Consider the following 15729-nt stretch of genomic DNA (forward strand, 5'->3'; position numbering starts at 1 on the left):
TGTGGGATAGGTGCGGCTCCAGCCCGGCATCCATGGCTACCTATGCCAGTGTCACCGTCAGCGAGGCGCGGATACCGAGTTTAGCGAACGGTGGCAGCGCCTAGGATTCCCTGCGCATGGCAAACACCCGCTCATCCGACAGGCCCGGAACCACCCCAAAACCCAGGCGTTCGTAGATCGCCAGCGCCGGGTCGTTGTCGCGGTAGACGCGCAGCGTGAAGGCGCTTGCGCCGGTGGCGCGTGCGGCCTCGGCCATCAGCAGTTCGCACAGCGTGGTACCCAGGCCCTGGCCGCGTGCCTGCGGTGCCAGGATGATGCGGGCGAGGTGCGCCGCCCCGGGATCGCGCACCCAGAACTGCCCGAAACCCAGGGCCGGTGCTGCCGGGCCTCGGCTCATGACAAAGCTGTGGGCGCCGGGCTCGGCCAGCAGTTGCGCGAGCCGTGCCGGCTTGAACGGATATTTCAGCCTGGGGCCGGCCCAGCGCAGGCAGGTGTCGGCGTCCTTGACCCAGCTCCCCAGCGCCAGGTAATCGGCGGCCTCGGGTGGGCGCAGGCCTGGCGGTGCAGAAGAAGAGGGCGGGGGCGAGGAATCCATTGCGCCATTGTGCGGCAGCCCCGCCGGAACCTGATCACAAATTCTTCAGGCCGGGCATTGCAGGCTCACGGCCTGCAGGGTCTTGCCGCTTTTGGGGTCGAACACCACGAGGTTGACCTGGCGTTCATGGCCGGGCGTGGCGGCGATGCTGCGAAAGACCAGCTTTTGCGGCGACGCGTCCTCGCTTTTGTAGTCGCCGGCCTGGGTGTACTGGCGCACCACAAAGTCGTGCTTGAGGAAGGCGCCGGTGTTCTCGCCCGCCTGCACTTTGGAATTGTGGCCGTGCTCGGTAACGGTCCAGTAGGCCGACCACGAAGGCGACAGTTGCCGCCCGGCCACCGGCGTCACCAGCGCTTCAAACTGGTCGGCGCCCAGCCGCGTCAGCACGATGGCGGCGCGCGCCGGCTCCTTGCCGCCGGGCGGCCTGGGCCCCCAGGCGGGCAGGTCCTGGCCGTTGAGCACGGCCTGCGGGGTGTAGACGCTGCGCAGCTTGTTGCGCTCGGCGACTTCATGCTGGCGTTTGGTGTAGGCCGGCGCGGCAAAACGGTCGACCCAGCCGATGTAGTCCCAATAACCGACGTGAAAAGCCTGCACCACCATGCCGGAGCCCTTGAGCGAAGACAGCCATTTGTCGGCAGGTGGGCAGGAGCTGCAGCCTTCGGAGGTGTAGAGCTCCATCACCGGGGTGATGGCCGGGCCTGACGCAGCGCTGCAGGCATCTTGTGCCGCAAACGCGCCGCAGCTCATGGACAGCAGGGTGAGAGCCGTAATCGAATGGATTCGTGGGTTTGAACGGGTTGGCATGGGCGTCTCCAGGGGCGTTGAACAGGCGCCGCACCCGGAAAGTGCGGCCTCCTGCAGATGGCCATTGGTCGCCCGCTGCCGGCGTTTCTTACACCAGCGGCATGGTCCGGTGGTCTTTTTGCGCGCTGCCCATGCCAGTGCGGCGCTCCAACTGGTCTTCCAGCTGGCCCACATGGGCCGCCACGCTGTTGTCGATTTGCTCCAGCCGCGCCAGCAAGGCCTGCTGCTGCTGGGCAAAACGTTCGGCCAGCACGGTGGCCGCGGCGGCTTCGCGGTGCTGCGCGGCCAAGGCCTGGACTTCCAGGTAGCTGCGCAACTCGGTGAAGCGTGAGGCTTCGGCCTTGTCGGCAAGCTCGCGCTGGGTGTTGAGTTCACGCGAGTACTTGCGGGTTTCCAGCAGGTGGTTGCTTTGCATATAGAGCGTGGTGGCCAGGAAGACCACGGTGGCGATCACCAGCAGCAACAACATGAACAGGCCCAGGGAGACCTGCACGGTGGTAAAGCCCAGGCTCAGCATGCTCACGCGCGTGAACTCGTCGAGGTTCAGGGCCACCAGGCCCGACAGCAGCAGGATGCCCACCACCAGCAATATCGTGCGAATTCTCATGTCCGTCTCCCCTTGAATAAATGTAAGAAATTGCTTTTCAGCCTTGGCCATTATTGGGAGCCGGCGAGCGTTTTGCCTGTGGGACAATGCCGACCCTTGGCGTCAGTTTGTGGGTTCGCGAAACCCCGCGCCCTGGCCGCTCACTCCTGTTTCATTCTTTCCAGCTTTTCAGCCCTTTTTTCCGACATGCAAAAAATCATCCGCCAGATCGCGGCAGAAATCAAAGTCCAGGAACACCAGATCAAGACGGCCGTGGAGCTGCTCGACGGCGGCGCCACCGTTCCCTTTATCGCGCGCTACCGCAAGGAGGCCACCGGCGGGCTGGACGACATCCAGCTGCGCGAACTTGAATACCGGCTCGGCTACCTGCGCGAGCTCGAAGAGCGCCGTGAGGCGGTGCTCAAAAGCATCGAGGAGCAGGGCAAGCTCACGCCCGAACTGCGCGCGGCGGTCGAGTTCGCCGCTACCAAGCAGGACCTGGAAGACTTGTACCTGCCCTTCAAGCCCAAACGCCGCACCAAGGGCCAGATCGCGCGCGAGGCCGGCATCGAGCCGCTGGCCGACAAGCTGTTCGCCGACCCGTCGCTGGTGCCGGCCGATGAGGCCGCGGCCTTTGTGAAGGCCGAGAAAAACGAAAGTGGCGACGACTTCACCACCGTGCAGGCGGTGCTGGACGGCGTGCGCGACATCCTCAGCGAACGCTGGGCCGAAGATGCGGGCCTGGTGCAGTCGCTGCGCAACTGGCTGTGGAGCGAAGGGCTGTTCAGCTCCAAGCTGGTGGCCGGCAAGGACGAGAACCACGCCGACAACAGCAAGTTCCGCGACTACTTCGACTATGACGAGCCTATCGGCCGCGTGCCTTCGCACCGCGCGCTGGCCGTGTTCCGCGGCCGCGGCCTGGAAATCCTGGATGCCAAGCTGCTGCTGCCCGAGCAGGCCGAACCCGGCAAACCGAGCATCGCCGAAGGCAAGATCGCCCTGCACCTGGGCTGGAGCCACAAGGCGCGCCCGGCCGATGACCTGATCCGCAAGGCCGTGGCCTGGACCTGGCGCGTCAAGCTCAGCCTCTCGCTGGAGCGCGACCTCTTCACGCGTCTGCGCGAAGAGGCCGAAAAAGTCGCGATCAAGGTGTTTGCCGACAACCTGCGCGACCTGCTGCTGGCGGCGCCCGCCGGCCCGCGCGTGGTGATGGGCCTGGACCCGGGAATCCGCACCGGCGTGAAGGTGGCGGTGGTCGACGCCACCGGCAAGCTGGTGGAAACCTCCACCGTCTACCCGCACGAGCCGCGCAAGGACTGGGACGGCTCGCTGCACACGCTGGCCAAGCTCTGTGAAAAACACGGCGTCAACCTGATCGCCATCGGCAACGGCACGGCCAGCCGCGAAACCGACAAGCTGGCCGCCGACCTGATCAAGGGCATGGCCAAGGTCGAGCAGGTGATTGAAAAAGTCGTGGTCAGCGAGGCCGGCGCCTCGGTGTATTCGGCCAGCGAATTCGCCTCGCAGGAAATGCCCGACGTGGACGTGAGCCTGCGCGGAGCGGCCAGCATCGCGCGCCGCCTGCAAGACCCGCTCGCCGAACTCGTGAAGATAGACCCCAAATCCATCGGTGTGGGCCAGTACCAGCACGACGTGAACCAGAGCGACCTGGCGCGCAGCCTGGACACCGTGGTCGAGGATTGCGTGAACAGCGTGGGTGTGGACCTGAACACCGCCAGCGTGCCGCTGCTGGCGCGCGTCTCGGGCCTGTCGCAGACCGTCGCCAAGTCGGTGGTGCGCTGGCGCGATGCCAACGGCGCCTTCGCCTCGCGTGCCGATTTGCTCAAGGTGACCGGCCTGGGCGCCAAGACTTTTGAGCAGAGCGCGGGCTTTTTGCGCTTGCGCAGCAGCAGCAACCCGCTGGACATGACGGGCGTGCACCCCGAAACCTATCCGGTGGTCGAAAAAATCATGGCGCATACCGGCAAGCCAGTGGCTGAGCTCATGGGCCGCGCCGAGATGCTGAAAACCCTGAAGCCCGAGCTGTTCGCCAACGAGCAGTTCGGCGTGATCACCGTCAAGGACATCCTCACCGAACTCGAAAAACCCGGCCGCGACCCGCGCCCGGATTTCAAGGTCGCGCGTTTCAATGACGGCGTGGAAGACATCAAGGACCTGAAGGAAGGCATGACGCTGGAAGGCACGGTCAGCAACGTCGCGGCCTTCGGTGCCTTTGTCGACATCGGCGTGCACCAGGACGGCCTGGTCCATGTGAGCCAGCTCGCCAACAAGTTCGTGAACGACGCGCGTGAAGTCGTCAAGACCGGCGACATCGTGAAAGTGCGCGTGACCGAGGTCGACGTGGCACGCAAGCGCATAGGCCTGACCATGAAGCTGGACGCCGCGCCGGCGCGCCGCGACGGCCCGCGCGACAACCGCTTTGAAAGCGCGCGGCCGCCCGGCGGGCAGAACCGCGGCGGCGGCAATTACGGCGGCGGGCGCAGCGGCGCGCCGCAACCGGCGGCCGCCACGGCCATGGAATCGGCCTTCAGCAAGCTGGCAGCGCTCAAGAAGTAGGCGGGGAGGGCGCGGTCCCATAAAGGACAGCCGCTCCCTAGACCCGATGGTCCAATACGCTCTCATTCATCATTTGCCATCAGCTTTAAGAGCCGTTCACAAAACCCAGCGAAGCGGTCCTGGCTAGGCGCGTCGCCGCAGACAGTACACCAGTACGGCAAGGCGGCGCAACAACGCCAGGAGGGTTTTTGAGCGGCTCAGGACCTCCCATGAAAGCCCTCCGCATTTACGCCGGCCCCAAGGCGCGCCGGCACATCGAACAGCACGGCCTGCGGCCCAAAGACATCGGCGTGGTGCCGGGTGCGGCCGGTGGCCCCAAAGGCTTGATCCTGGGCGCGCTGGACCGTTTTATCTTTGGCGACTGGCTCGCAAAAACCGACCACCCGGTGCACCTGGTGGGCGCCTCGATAGGCGCCTGGCGCATGGCGACGGCCTGCCTGAACGACCCGGCGGCGGGTTTTACGCGGCTGGAGCACGACTACATCCACCAGCATTACGAACTGCAGCCCGGCCAGAAACGGCCGACCGCGGATTTCGTGAGCGAGCAGTTCGGCCAGAGCCTCAAAGAGTTTTACGGCGGCCGCGTGCACGAGGTGCTGCAACACCCGCGCTACAGGCTGCACATCGTGACCTCACGCGGGCGCCACCTGCTGGGCCGCGAGCACAAGCTGGCCACGCCGCTGGGTTACCTGGGCGCCTTCCTCACCAACAGCCTGCACCGCAAGGCCATGGGCGCCTGGCTGGAGCGTGTGGTGTTTTCCACGCCCGAGGCGAAACTGCCGTTCGCCACCAGCGACTACCGCACACGCCAGGTCGAGCTCAGCGAGGACAACTTCAAGCTCGCGCTGCAAGCCAGCTGTTCGATCCCCTTTGTGCTGCGCTCGGTGCACAACGTGCCCGGCGGGCCGCCCGGCGCCTATTGGGATGGCGGCATCACCGACTACCACTTGCACCTCAATTACGGCGGCAAAGAGGAAGCGGACGGGGCGGGCCTGGTGCTCTACCCGCATTTCCAGAAATCGGTGGTGCCCGGCTGGCTGGACAAAGGCCTCAAGTGGCGCCACAAGGCCACGCACTTCCTCGACAACATGGTGTTGCTGGCGCCGGATCCGGAGTGGATCAAACAAAAGCTGCCCAACGGCAAGCTGCCCGACCGCACGGACTTTGTACGCTATGGGCCTGACTTGCAGGCTCGGGTAAAGGCATGGAGCGCGGCCACCGCCGCCAGCGCCCAGTTGGCCGAGGAATGGCAGGAATGGCTGGCGCGGCCGGACCTGGGGCAACTGGGCGCGCTGTGAGCTAAGCGCGCCCGCTGCCGCTTAAACGCTTAAAACACGTGCGCGATACCCGCGTACACCGACTTCGGGCTCTGGCCGACGGCTGAGAGGGCCAGGCCCGGCGAGCTGCCGCCGCCGCCGCTGATGGTGTAGCCGGCACCGGCCTGGTTGCTGATCTTGGTCGCGCCGCCATAGAGCGTGGTGCGCTTGGACAGTGCATAGTCGTAGCGCACACCGATGGCCTTGGAGTTCGAGTTGGCCGTGGTCTTGTTCTTGAGCTGGCCGTAGGTGGCGATCAGCTTGCCCGCACCCAGGGGAGCCGAGGCGCCGATCTGGTAGGCATCGAGCGCGGGCGCGGCGGCCGCGTCACCGCGGCGGCGCACAAAAATGGCGGAAGGTTTGATGACCCCGAAATCGTAGGAAATCGCAAAATCGGTGTACTTGTCGGTGTTGCCGACGATGTAAATGGTTTTTTCCGTCAGGTAGCTGACTTGCGCGGACAGCGTGCTGCTGGCGTAGCCGGCGGCAATGTTGAGCGTGTTGCCGGTGGATTTGGGCTGGCCCACGCCGGTCGATTCGCCGAAGGCGTAAAACACATTGGCCTTGAACCCACTCCAGGTCGGCGTGGTGTACTGGATGGAGTTGTCGCGGCGCGTAGTGGCGTCGGCGAGTGAGCCGCCGTTGATGCCCACGCCGGGGCCGGCGTAGTAGTTCAAGGCCCCCGACATGGTGAAACCGGCCGGGTCGAACGCCGCCATGGTGCCGAAGTGCGGCGTGTACTGGCGGCCGATGTTGACGGCGCCGAAATCGCCGCTCAGGCCCACCGTCGCCAGGCGCTGGAACATATAGGAGGCGCCCGTCGGGACGGTGCTGGTCGGGACGGTGGCGGTGCCGGTGCTGGCGCCCGTGTCCAGCAGGAGGCCGGCTTCCAGGATGAAGTTCGCCTTCAGGCCGCCGCCCAGGTCTTCCGAGCCACGAAAGCCGAAGCGCGAGCCCATGGCGCCGCCGCTGGAGATGCGCGTCACCGTGCCGTTGCCCGCGGACGCCAGCTCGAGGAAGGAATCGAGCACGCCATAGACCGTGACGGAGCTCTGGGCCTGGGCCGTGCAGCAGGCCGCCGACAGCACCGAGAGTGCGAACAATTGGGTTTTCATGATGTCTCCTGTATGTTGTTGATCTGGCGTGCTTACCGACCTGGCGCCCTCCCGGATCCCTGCGCCCCGCAACCCGCCGCAGCCGATTGCGTGGAAATCGTTAACCACGGGCCAAGCGTAACGGGATTTTGGTTATAAAAGATAAGTAAATAGACTCTTGCCAAGTCGCCCGTTTATGGTTATGAGACGTAACCATATTCGGGGTTTCATTCAGAATCCGTTTGCGGCTGAAAACTTCGCTACGGAATAGGGGCGCGGCCGGGGTGCACCAGGCGCGAGGGCGCTGCGGCTTGCCGCAGCGGAGACAGAACAGGGCGGGGCGGCGGGACGCTAGAGCGAAGCCGCCAGCATCTTTTCGTATTCCTCCGCGCTGGCAATCCGCGGGTTCGTCTTGTGGCAATGGTCTGCAAGCGCGCCGGTAATGATCTGCCCAAACTGCTCACGTTGAACGCCCATTGCCGCCAGCCCGGTGGGCAGGCCCAGCCGGGCGTTCATGTCGCGGATGGCCTCGGCGATGTCGCCGCCTGAGGCCAGTCCCATGGCACGCGCCATGCGATCCAGGCGCTTGTCTTTTTGCACCGACTCGGCTTCTGCGTTGAAGCGCACCACCGCCGGCAGGAACATCGCGTTCAGCGTGCCGTGGTGCAGGCGCGGGTCCACGCCGCCCAGGCTGTGGCTCAGCGAGTGCACGCAGCCCAGGCCTTTCTGGAAGGCCATGGCGCCTTGCATGGAGGCGCTCATCAAATTGAAACGCGCATCGCGGTCGCTGCCGTCGCGGGTGGCGCGCTCGATGTGGGCCCAGCCGCGCTCCAGGCCGTCCAGCGCGATGCCGTCGGCCGGCGGGTTGAAGGCCGCCGACATAAAGGTTTCCATGCAATGCGCGATGGCGTCCATGCCGGTGGCGGCCGTCAGTTTGGCGGGCAGGCCCAGCGTGAGTTCGGGGTCGCAGATCGCGGTTTTGGGCACCAGGTGCCAGGAATGGAACCCCAGCTTGCGGTGGTCGTCCACGATGATGATGGCGCCGCGCGCGACCTCGCTACCGGTGCCGCTGGTGGTGGGCACGGCGATCAGTGGCGCGGCGCGGTCGGTGATCTTGAGGGAGCCGCCTTCGATGGTGGCGTAGGTGGTGAGCGGGCCTTCATGCGTGGCCGCGATGGCCACGCCCTTGGCGCAGTCGATTGCCGAGCCGCCGCCCACGGCGATCAGGCCGTCGCAGCCGCTGGATTTGTAGAGCTCGGCCGCGGCGCGTACCGCAGCCTCGGTCGGGTTGGAGGGCGTCTGGTCGAACACCGTGACCTTCATGCCCGGCAGGGCGTCCAGCGCTTTCTGCAAAATGCCGGCCGCCTTGACGCCGGGGTCGGTCACGATCAGCGGGCGCGTGATGCCCACGCGTTCGCATTCCTGCTTGAGCAGTTTCACGGCGCCGAATTCGAACTGGATCTGGGTGACGTAATAAATGAAGGCCATGCGGGCTGTCTTTCTGCGTTGTACGATGTGGGGGGATGCGGGTCCTTGCGCTGACTTTAATGGCTTTCAAGGCATTCCGCCCGAATCCCCCGCACGCCAACCCCGATTCCCGTCACCTCGGTGATAGCGCCCGCGTTTTGATCCCCGCCTTTCACTGATGCCGCCCAACCCGCAAACCCTGTTGACCCCCGCCATGCGCGATGTGCTGAGCCGCATCGCCCGCGCCAATCGCCCACCGTTCCACAGCCTGAGCCCTGACCAGGCCCGGGCCGCCTATGAGGCCGGCGCCGGTGTGCTGGAAATCCCCAAACCCGCGCTGGCCCGCGTGCAGGACCTGCGCATTCCCGCGCGCGACGGCGAATCGCTGGGCGCGCAGCTCTACGCCCCGTCGGACCAGGCCCTGCCGGTGCTGCTGTTCTTCCACGGCGGCGGTTTCACGGTGGGCAGCGTTGCCACGCACGACATCCTGTGCCGGCAACTGAGCCTGCTGGCCGGCATTGCCGTGGTCTCGGTCGATTACCGCCTGGCACCGGCGCACAAGTTTCCGACGGCCGCCAATGATGCCTGGGACGCGCTGCAGTGGCTCGCCGCTCACGCCGCGGACCAAGGCCTGGACGCCTCGCGCATCGCCGTGGGCGGCGACAGCGCGGGCGGCACGCTGGCCGCCATGTGCGCGGTGCTGGCGCGTGACGCCGGCTTGCCGCTGGCCCTGCAGTTGCTGATTTACCCGGGCTGCACCGCCCACCAGGACACGCCTTCGCACAAAACTTTCGCCGAAGGCTTTGTACTCAGCGAGGCCGACATCACCTGGTTCTTCAGCCAGTACGTGCGCAGCCCGGCGGACCGCGACGACTGGCGTTTCGCGCCGCTGAACGCGCCCGACGTGGACGGCGCCGCCCCGGCCTGGGTGGGCCTGGCCGAATGCGACCCGCTGGTCGATGAGGGCGTGATGTATGCCGACAAACTGCGCGCGGCCGGCGTGGCGGTGGACCTGGAGATTTACCGCGGCGTCACCCACGAATTCATCAAGATGGGCCGCATCATTCCCGAAGCCAGGCGCGCCCATGCCGATGCGGCGGCGGCGCTGCGCGGCGCCTTCGGGCTGGATTCATAAAAAAGGGGACGACAAGCATGAAACGACAGGACTTCCGCTTTTTTCACCGCCTGCGCGTGCGCTGGGCTGAGGTGGACATGCAAAAAATCGTGTTCAACGCGCACTACCTGATGTACTTCGACACGGCCATCACCGACTACTGGCGCGCGCTGGCGCTGCCGTATGAAGAGGCCATGGTGCAGTTGGACGGTGACCTCTACGTCAAGAAAGCGACCGTGGAATACCACGGCTCGGCGCGTTTTGACGAGCAGATCGACGTGGCGCTCAAGTGCGCGCGCATCGGCAATTCGTCCATGGCGTTTTCAGGCGCGATCTTCCGCGGCGACCAACTGCTGATCAGCTGCGAGCTGGTTTATGTGTTTGCCGACCCGGCCTCGCAAACCTCCAAACCCGTTCCCGATGTGCTGCGCCGCGTGCTGACAGGCTATGAAGCCGGCGAGGCCATGCTGCAGGTCAAGACCGGCGACTGGGCCGCGCTGGGCGCCGACGCCGGCAGGGTGCGCACCGCTGTCTTCGTGCGGGAGCAGGGCATTCCCATGGAGATGGAGTGGGACGAGGCCGACAGCACGGCCCTGCATGCCGTGGCCTACAACGGCCTGGGGCAGGGCATTGCGACCGGGCGGCTGGTCCGCCACGCGGACGGCGTGGGCAAGATAGGCCGCATGGCGGTGCACCATGCGCTGCGCGGCTCCAACGTCGGCCGCGACATCCTGAATGCCTTGATGGAAGCGGCCCGCAGCCGCGGTGACGGCGAAGTGATGCTCTACGCCCAGCGCAGCGCCGAGGGCTTTTACCAGCGCCTTGGATTCTTGCCGCGCGGCGAACCGTTTGAGGAAGTCGGCATTCCGCACATCGAGATGGTCAAGGCGCCCTGAGCGACCTTAGACGGGCGCGGACGGCTGCCAGTTGAATTGCTCGCGGCGTACGGCGGCGGCGGCCGGGTCCTCGCGGCCATGGGTGCGCTCTTCCAGCTCGATATTCCAACCGATGCCGGGGGCCGTCGCCAGCAGCACGGTGCTGCAGCGCGTGCCGTAGGCGCGGCCCGGCACTTCCACAAAGGCGCTTGAGAGCGCTTCTTCCAGGTCGAGCGGCACGCCGGTGTGCGGAAGCTCCGCGGGCAAGGCGCGCTGCCGGCTGCCCAATGCGGTCCACAGCAGTTTTTGCAAACCTTCCCGGCCATCGCCGGTTTGCAGGGCGGCCGCCAGCACGCGTTTCAATTCAAGGGTTTTAGGCCAGGGCGTGTCCAGCCCGGCATTGGAAAGCCCATACAAGCCGGGCGCCAAAGCCTGGGCATGCAAGGCCGGCGCACCTTCATATTGATTGGTGATCCAGGTCCAGGCGTTGCGCCGCAAGTCGCCAACCACCAGGTTAAAGCCGCCAAAGGCCGCGCCATTGCCCTCAAGCGCCGCCACAAAATCCAGCGCAGGGCTGTCGCCTTCCAGCCAGCGCGTGACCAGTTCACCGCGCGAACGCGGCGCGGCCTCGGGCTGGGCCTGCCGCACATTGGTCAGAAAAGCGATGCGGCCGGCGGGCGTGATGCCCATCCAGGTGCCGCCGCCGCGCAGGTCGCGGCCCGAGATGATTTCCTGACCCGAGGCGGTTTTCCAGCGGGCCAGCGGCAGCGTGGGCCGCTCCAGGAATTCATCGCGGTTGGCCGCGATCACCAGCGGCCAGCGTTCGGAAGCGCCTGTGGCGAAGGCGACGAGGCACACGATCAGATGTCTTCGAGCAGCGCGTAGGGCAGGGGGAGCAGTGCCAGGGCTTCGCCGGAAGCGCTGCCCAAGGTCAGGCGGCCGTCCCCTGCATCGGCCGCGGCGGAGGTCTGCATGGACACAATGGCGTCAAACCCACCGGCCGGGTTGGGGGCGGCCGCGGCCACCGTGCCGCAAGGCTGGCCGGCATCGGAGGCATGAAACACTTCTTGCCCGACCGTGGGCGTGCCGGCGGTATGGGCCACATAGGCGCGCCGCTTGAGCGTGCCGCGGAACTGGCTGCGCGCGACGATTTCCTGGCCGGGGTAGCAGCCTTTCTTGAAGTTCACGCCGCCCACGGATTCGTAATTGAGCATCTGCGGCACAAAGGCCTCGAAGATGGGTTGGGTAATCATCGCGATGCCGGACTGCACGCCCAGCCATTGCCAGTCGGCCAGGCTGATCGGCGAGGCCTGGGGCGCGGGCGACCCGGCCGGCGCGCACCACAGCGCGCGCGCCTGGCCGGCGCCGGGGTGCAGAAAGACCAGGCTGGCGTCACCCAGATCCATCTTTTCCCAAAGTGCACCGGCGCGGCCCGCGACCTGGGCCACGGCGGCTCCGGCCACGCCGTACAAGGCGAATTCGGCGCTCGCATCGCTGAGTTTGGCCTTGGCGCGCAGCACAAACATCGACAGGCGCTTGAGTGTGGCCGGCAGGATATCGCGGCTGCAGACCAGCAGCAGGTCGGCGCCATGTTTAAAAACCACAAAGCTGGCCTGCATGCGGCCCTTGGCGTTGCAAAAGGCGGCCAGGCGCGCTTCGTGCGTGCCCATCAGTGCCACGTCCTGCGTCAGCTGGCCCTGCAGAAAGGTGACGGCGTCGTCGCCGGCCACGCGGATCACGCCCAGGTGCGTCAGTTCGGTGATGCCGGAAATCGATGGCGAAGTAGCGGTGCTGGACAGGGTCATGGGGTGTTCGCGGTCAAGGGGGAGATGGGCTGAATTATCATAGGCCTGAGCTTTTGCGTTCTGTACTGAAAAGGTAGCTGGGTTGTGCGTCGTGTCTTTACAAGTCTGTTGATCCTGGTATTTACCGGCGCCCTGCTGTTGTTCGGTGCGGGATTGTGGTGGCTGCACGAGCCGATTCCGCTGCGCCTGCCGCCCGGCAGCCAGGTGGTGGACCTGGAAATCGAGCCCGGCACCCCCGCCAGCGGCGTGGCCGAGGTCATCGTCGCCAGCGGCGCCGACGTGCCGGCGGTCCTGCTCCACGCCTGGTTCCGCTTTTCCGGCCAGGCCCGGCTGATCAAGGCCGGCAGCTACGAACTGGTGCCCGGCACCACGCCGCGCAAACTGCTCAGCATGCTGGTGCGCGGTGATCAAGCCCTCAAAAGCGTGACGCTGGTCGAAGGCTGGAACTTCAACCAGGTGCGTGCGGCGCTGCAAAAGGCCGAACAGCTGTCGCCCGACACGCTCAACCTGGCGCCCGAAGCCATCATGGAAAAGCTCGGCAAGCCGGGCGTGCACCCCGAAGGCCGCTTTTTCCCCGACACCTATACCTATGCCAAAGGCTCCAGCGACCTGGCCGTGCTCAAGCGCGCGGCGCGCGCCATGGACAAGCGCCTGGACGCCGCCTGGGCCTTGCGCAACCCCGACACCCCGCTCAAAACGCCCGACGAGGCGCTGGTCCTGGCCAGCATTGTCGAAAAAGAAACCGGCAAGCCCTCGGACCGGGCGCAAATCGGCGGCGTGTTCACCAACCGGCTGCGCCTGGGCATGCTGCTGCAGACCGACCCCACCGTGATCTACGGCCTGGGCAGCAAGTTCGACGGCAACCTGCGAAAGCGCGACCTGCTGGCCGACACCCCTTACAACACCTACACCCGCGCCGGCCTGCCGCCCACGCCGATCGCCATGCCGGGCCGGGCCGCCTTGCTGGCCGCGGTGCAGCCGGCGCCGACCAAGGCCATCTACTTTGTGGCGCGCGGCGACGGCAGCAGCCATTTCAGCGCCAGCCTGGATGAGCACAACCGCGCCGTCAACAAATACATAAGAGGCCAGTAAATATGGCCCCCACGCTTTTCACTGCGTCTTCGACTTCGTGTAATGCGCTGCCCCCGAGGGGGCGCTGCGCCTGCGGCCCGGCAAAGCCGGTTCCGCGGCACCTGCTTGCACCACAGTTCGGCAAGCGTTTGAGCGAATGAGATCATGACCAATAGACCTCTGAGTGGCTTGTTCATCAGCTTCGAAGGCATAGACGGCGCCGGCAAGTCCACGCACATCGCCGGCCTGGCAGAGGCTTTCAAGGCCGAGGGCAGGGCGGTGACGCTGACGCGCGAGCCCGGCGGCACGCCGCTGGCCGAGAAGCTGCGCGCCATGGTGCTCAACGACGCCATGGACCCGCTGACCGAAGCCTTGCTGATCTTCGCGGCGCGGCGCGACCACATCGTCAACGTGATCGCCCCGGCGCTGCTGCGCGGCGACGTGGTGCTGTGCGACCGTTTCACCGACGCCACCTTTGCCTACCAGGGCGCGGGACGCGGCTTTGACCTCAAGCTGCTGGCTACGCTGGAGCAATGGGTGCAGTCCGACGAAGGCCTGCTGGGCGACCCGGCCGGCAACTCGCCCATGAAGCCTGAAGTGGAAACCGTGATCGAGCCGCACCTGACGGTCTGGTTCGATTTGGCGCCTGAAGAAGCCGCGCTGCGCCTGGCCGGCGCGCGTGTGCCCGACAAGTTCGAGGCCCAGCCGGTGGAATTTTTCCGCCGCGTGGCGCAAGGTTATGCCGACCGGCAGAAAAACCACCCCGAGCGTTTTGCCCGCATCGACGCCGCCAAAAGCCGCGACGAGGTCTGGCAGGCGGTGCGCCAGGTCTTCATGGCCAAGGGCTGGCTGCCATGAGCGATACCGACACCGTGAACGCCCCGGCCGAATCCAACAACCCGCCGCTGGCGCCCTGGCTGCAAACCCAGCTTGAAAGCCTGCTGGTCCAGCGTGGCCACGCCTGGCTGCTCAGCGGGCCGTCCGGCCTGGGCCAGTTCGAACTGGCGCTGGCGCTGGCCCGCGCCTGGCTTTGCGAAGAAGCCACGCCGCAGGGCGCCTGCGGCCATTGCGGCAGCTGCCATGCGGTCGACGTGCACACCCATGCCGACCTCTGCATGCTGATGCCCGAGACCCTGTCGCTGGCGCTGGGCTGGCCGCTGGACGAAAAAACCCAGGATGAGCTCGACGCCAAAAAGCGCAAGCCCAGCAAGGAAATCAAGGTCGACGCCGCGCGCGAAGCCGTGTCCTTTACCCAGTTCACGCGCTCGCGCGGCACGACCAAGGTCGTGCTGGTGTTCCCGGCCGAACGCATGAACAACGTCACGGCCAACACCCTGCTCAAGACGCTCGAAGAGCCGCCCGGCGCCGTCAAATTCATCCTGGCCACCGACGCGGCGCACCAGCTGCTGCCCACCATACGCAGCCGCTGCCTGGGCCACACCATGGTCTGGCCGGACTTCGAGCTGGCACTGGGCTGGCTCCAGCAGGAAACCCGCCAGGCGGGCGAGGGCGGCGGCGCTCCCAAAAAGGCCGCGCCCGCACCCAAACCGGCCGACCTGCAAACCCTGCTGGTCGCGGCCGGCGGGCGCCCGGCCGATGCGCTGGCCTGGGCGCAGGAGAGCCCGCCCGGAGAATCCGCCCAGCACTGGCAAGCCCTGCCCAAGGCCATGGCGCGCGGCGACGTCAGCGCCCTGTCGGACTGGGCGCCCGCGCAGGCGGTCGATGCCCTGCAAAAGCTTTGCCACGACGTGCTGGCCGTGCGCGTGGGCGCCGCGCCACGGTTTTTCAATGCCGCCGACCTGTCCGCCGCGGCCGGCAAGGCCGGCGCCGGGCTGTATGCACTGGCCAGCTGGTCGCGCGAACTGGCGGCCATTGCCCGCACCGTCGAGCATCCCTACAACCCCGGCCTGATGCTCGAATCCCTGGTCAGCCGCGCCCGGCTGGCACTCAACGCCAAATAAAGCCGGCCATTCTTGCTGCAAATTCCAGACATCGCCCTTCCCAAACCGATAAACTAAAGCCATGAGCACACTGCCCCCCGCCAGTTCCCCCGCAGCCGCCGGCGCCCGGCCCAGCGTCGTCCAGCTGGCCATCAAGGAAAAAGCGGCGCTCTATGCCGCCTACATCCCGCTGTTCAAGGAAGGCGGCGTTTTTATCCCCACAGCCCGCGACTACAAGCTCGGCGACGACGTTTACGTGCTGCTGACGCTGCCCGAAGACACCCAGCGCTACCCGGTGGCCGGCAAGGTCGCCTGGGTCACGCCCGGCAGGGCGGCCGGCAACCGCACCCAGGGTGTGGGTGTGCGTTTCCCGTCCGACGAAAAATCCCGCCTGCTCAAGATCAAGATCGAGGAAATCCTCGGCGCGCACCTGGCCTCCGACCGGCCCACGCAAACGATTTAAGCCAGCCGGCGGTTGCACCCGC

The 15729-nt window shown here is 66.3% G+C and carries 15 protein-coding genes; 8 read left to right on the forward strand and 7 right to left on the reverse strand.

What is annotated here, in order from left to right; all coding sequences use genetic code 11:
* Nucleotides 1–100 precede the first annotated feature (100 nt).
* The 3 genes from ACSQ27_RS06310 to ACSQ27_RS06320 form a co-directional block, all read right to left on the reverse strand.
* Nucleotides 101–595, reverse strand: coding sequence for a GNAT family N-acetyltransferase (locus ACSQ27_RS06310; RefSeq protein ID WP_436154603.1), 495 nt, complete (start codon nucleotides 593–595; stop codon nucleotides 101–103).
* Nucleotides 596–640: 45 nt separating this feature from the next.
* Nucleotides 641–1399 carry a DUF1223 domain-containing protein gene (locus tag ACSQ27_RS06315; protein WP_436154604.1) on the reverse strand — a complete coding sequence of 253 codons (759 nt, stop codon included), beginning with the start codon at nucleotides 1397–1399 and terminating at the stop codon, nucleotides 641–643.
* Nucleotides 1400–1487: 88 nt separating this feature from the next.
* Nucleotides 1488–2006, reverse strand: coding sequence for a hypothetical protein (locus tag ACSQ27_RS06320; protein ID WP_436154605.1), 519 nt, complete (start codon nucleotides 2004–2006; stop codon nucleotides 1488–1490).
* A 186-nt stretch (nucleotides 2007–2192) separates the two neighbouring features.
* On the opposite strand from ACSQ27_RS06320, the gene ACSQ27_RS06325 reads away from it, so the two are divergent.
* Entirely contained in the window at nucleotides 2193–4562 is a 2370-nt protein-coding gene (locus ACSQ27_RS06325; RefSeq protein WP_436154606.1) for a Tex family protein, read from the forward strand.
* A gap of 209 nt (nucleotides 4563–4771) precedes the next feature.
* On the forward strand, nucleotides 4772–5860 hold the full coding sequence (locus ACSQ27_RS06330; RefSeq protein WP_436154607.1) for a patatin-like phospholipase family protein: 1089 nt from the start codon (nucleotides 4772–4774) through the stop codon (nucleotides 5858–5860).
* Between the two features lie 29 nt (nucleotides 5861–5889).
* On the opposite strand, the gene ACSQ27_RS06335 is transcribed toward ACSQ27_RS06330, so the two are convergent.
* Both ACSQ27_RS06335 and ACSQ27_RS06340 read right to left on the reverse strand, forming a co-directional pair.
* The gene (locus ACSQ27_RS06335; protein WP_436154608.1) at nucleotides 5890–6993 is read right to left on the reverse strand and encodes a porin; all 1104 of its coding nucleotides are present in this window, start codon (nucleotides 6991–6993) and stop codon (nucleotides 5890–5892) included.
* 330 nt (nucleotides 6994–7323) lie between these two features.
* Nucleotides 7324–8460 (reverse strand): iron-containing alcohol dehydrogenase, encoded by a 1137-nt coding sequence (locus ACSQ27_RS06340; protein WP_436154609.1) that lies wholly within the window; start codon nucleotides 8458–8460, stop codon nucleotides 7324–7326.
* 157 nt (nucleotides 8461–8617) lie between these two features.
* On the opposite strand from ACSQ27_RS06340, the gene ACSQ27_RS06345 reads away from it, so the two are divergent.
* Nucleotides 8618–9574, forward strand: coding sequence for an alpha/beta hydrolase (locus tag ACSQ27_RS06345; RefSeq protein WP_436154610.1), 957 nt, complete (start codon nucleotides 8618–8620; stop codon nucleotides 9572–9574).
* 17 nt (nucleotides 9575–9591) lie between these two features.
* Complete coding sequence (locus ACSQ27_RS06350) at nucleotides 9592–10449, forward strand: YbgC/FadM family acyl-CoA thioesterase (RefSeq protein WP_436154611.1); 858 nt, start codon at nucleotides 9592–9594, stop codon at nucleotides 10447–10449.
* Between the two features lie 6 nt (nucleotides 10450–10455).
* Here ACSQ27_RS06350 and ACSQ27_RS06355 read toward each other — a convergent pair whose 3' ends face one another.
* Together ACSQ27_RS06355 and ygfZ are read right to left on the reverse strand one after the other, a co-directional pair.
* Nucleotides 10456–11286, reverse strand: coding sequence for an NRDE family protein (locus ACSQ27_RS06355; protein WP_436154612.1), 831 nt, complete (start codon nucleotides 11284–11286; stop codon nucleotides 10456–10458).
* A 2-nt stretch (nucleotides 11287–11288) separates the two neighbouring features.
* On the reverse strand, nucleotides 11289–12233 hold the full coding sequence (gene ygfZ / locus ACSQ27_RS06360; protein ID WP_436154613.1) for a CAF17-like 4Fe-4S cluster assembly/insertion protein YgfZ: 945 nt from the start codon (nucleotides 12231–12233) through the stop codon (nucleotides 11289–11291).
* 84 nt (nucleotides 12234–12317) lie between these two features.
* Here ygfZ and mltG point away from each other — a divergent pair, with 84 nt between their 5' ends.
* The 4 genes from mltG (at nucleotide 12318) to ACSQ27_RS06380 (ending at nucleotide 15707) form a co-directional block, all read left to right on the forward strand.
* Nucleotides 12318–13325 carry an endolytic transglycosylase MltG gene (gene mltG / locus ACSQ27_RS06365; protein ID WP_436154614.1) on the forward strand — a complete coding sequence of 336 codons (1008 nt, stop codon included), beginning with the start codon at nucleotides 12318–12320 and terminating at the stop codon, nucleotides 13323–13325.
* A 144-nt stretch (nucleotides 13326–13469) separates the two neighbouring features.
* Nucleotides 13470–14162 (forward strand): dTMP kinase, encoded by a 693-nt coding sequence (gene tmk, locus ACSQ27_RS06370; RefSeq protein WP_436154615.1) that lies wholly within the window; start codon nucleotides 13470–13472, stop codon nucleotides 14160–14162.
* Entirely contained in the window at nucleotides 14159–15265 is a 1107-nt protein-coding gene (locus tag ACSQ27_RS06375) for a DNA polymerase III subunit delta' (RefSeq protein WP_436154616.1), read from the forward strand. The genes tmk and ACSQ27_RS06375 overlap by 4 nt, the downstream gene beginning before the upstream one ends.
* A 61-nt stretch (nucleotides 15266–15326) precedes the next feature.
* Nucleotides 15327–15707 carry a PilZ domain-containing protein gene (locus ACSQ27_RS06380; protein ID WP_436154617.1) on the forward strand — a complete coding sequence of 127 codons (381 nt, stop codon included), beginning with the start codon at nucleotides 15327–15329 and terminating at the stop codon, nucleotides 15705–15707.
* The last annotated feature ends 22 nt before the right edge of the window (nucleotides 15708–15729 follow it).

It is taken from the genome of Polaromonas sp. LjRoot131 (assembly GCF_964252805.1).
In the GTDB taxonomy this organism is placed as follows: Bacteria; Pseudomonadota; Gammaproteobacteria; order Burkholderiales; family Burkholderiaceae_C; genus Polaromonas.

Coding starts and splice junctions, on each gene's coding strand:
- ygfZ (WP_436154613.1), bottom strand. CDS start 12,233: ATGACCCTGTCCAGCACCGCTACTTCGCCATCGATTTCCGGCATCACC.
- ACSQ27_RS06330 (WP_436154607.1), top strand. CDS start 4,772: ATGAAAGCCCTCCGCATTTACGCCGGCCCCAAGGCGCGCCGGCACATC.
- ACSQ27_RS06335 (WP_436154608.1), bottom strand. CDS start 6,993: ATGAAAACCCAATTGTTCGCACTCTCGGTGCTGTCGGCGGCCTGCTGC.
- ACSQ27_RS06350 (WP_436154611.1), top strand. CDS start 9,592: ATGAAACGACAGGACTTCCGCTTTTTTCACCGCCTGCGCGTGCGCTGG.
- ACSQ27_RS06340 (WP_436154609.1), bottom strand. CDS start 8,460: ATGGCCTTCATTTATTACGTCACCCAGATCCAGTTCGAATTCGGCGCC.
- tmk (WP_436154615.1), top strand. CDS start 13,470: ATGACCAATAGACCTCTGAGTGGCTTGTTCATCAGCTTCGAAGGCATA.
- ACSQ27_RS06375 (WP_436154616.1), top strand. CDS start 14,159: ATGAGCGATACCGACACCGTGAACGCCCCGGCCGAATCCAACAACCCG.
- ACSQ27_RS06315 (WP_436154604.1), bottom strand. CDS start 1,399: ATGCCAACCCGTTCAAACCCACGAATCCATTCGATTACGGCTCTCACC.
- ACSQ27_RS06380 (WP_436154617.1), top strand. CDS start 15,327: ATGAGCACACTGCCCCCCGCCAGTTCCCCCGCAGCCGCCGGCGCCCGG.
- ACSQ27_RS06310 (WP_436154603.1), bottom strand. CDS start 595: ATGGATTCCTCGCCCCCGCCCTCTTCTTCTGCACCGCCAGGCCTGCGC.
- ACSQ27_RS06325 (WP_436154606.1), top strand. CDS start 2,193: ATGCAAAAAATCATCCGCCAGATCGCGGCAGAAATCAAAGTCCAGGAA.
- ACSQ27_RS06345 (WP_436154610.1), top strand. CDS start 8,618: ATGCCGCCCAACCCGCAAACCCTGTTGACCCCCGCCATGCGCGATGTG.
- ACSQ27_RS06320 (WP_436154605.1), bottom strand. CDS start 2,006: ATGAGAATTCGCACGATATTGCTGGTGGTGGGCATCCTGCTGCTGTCG.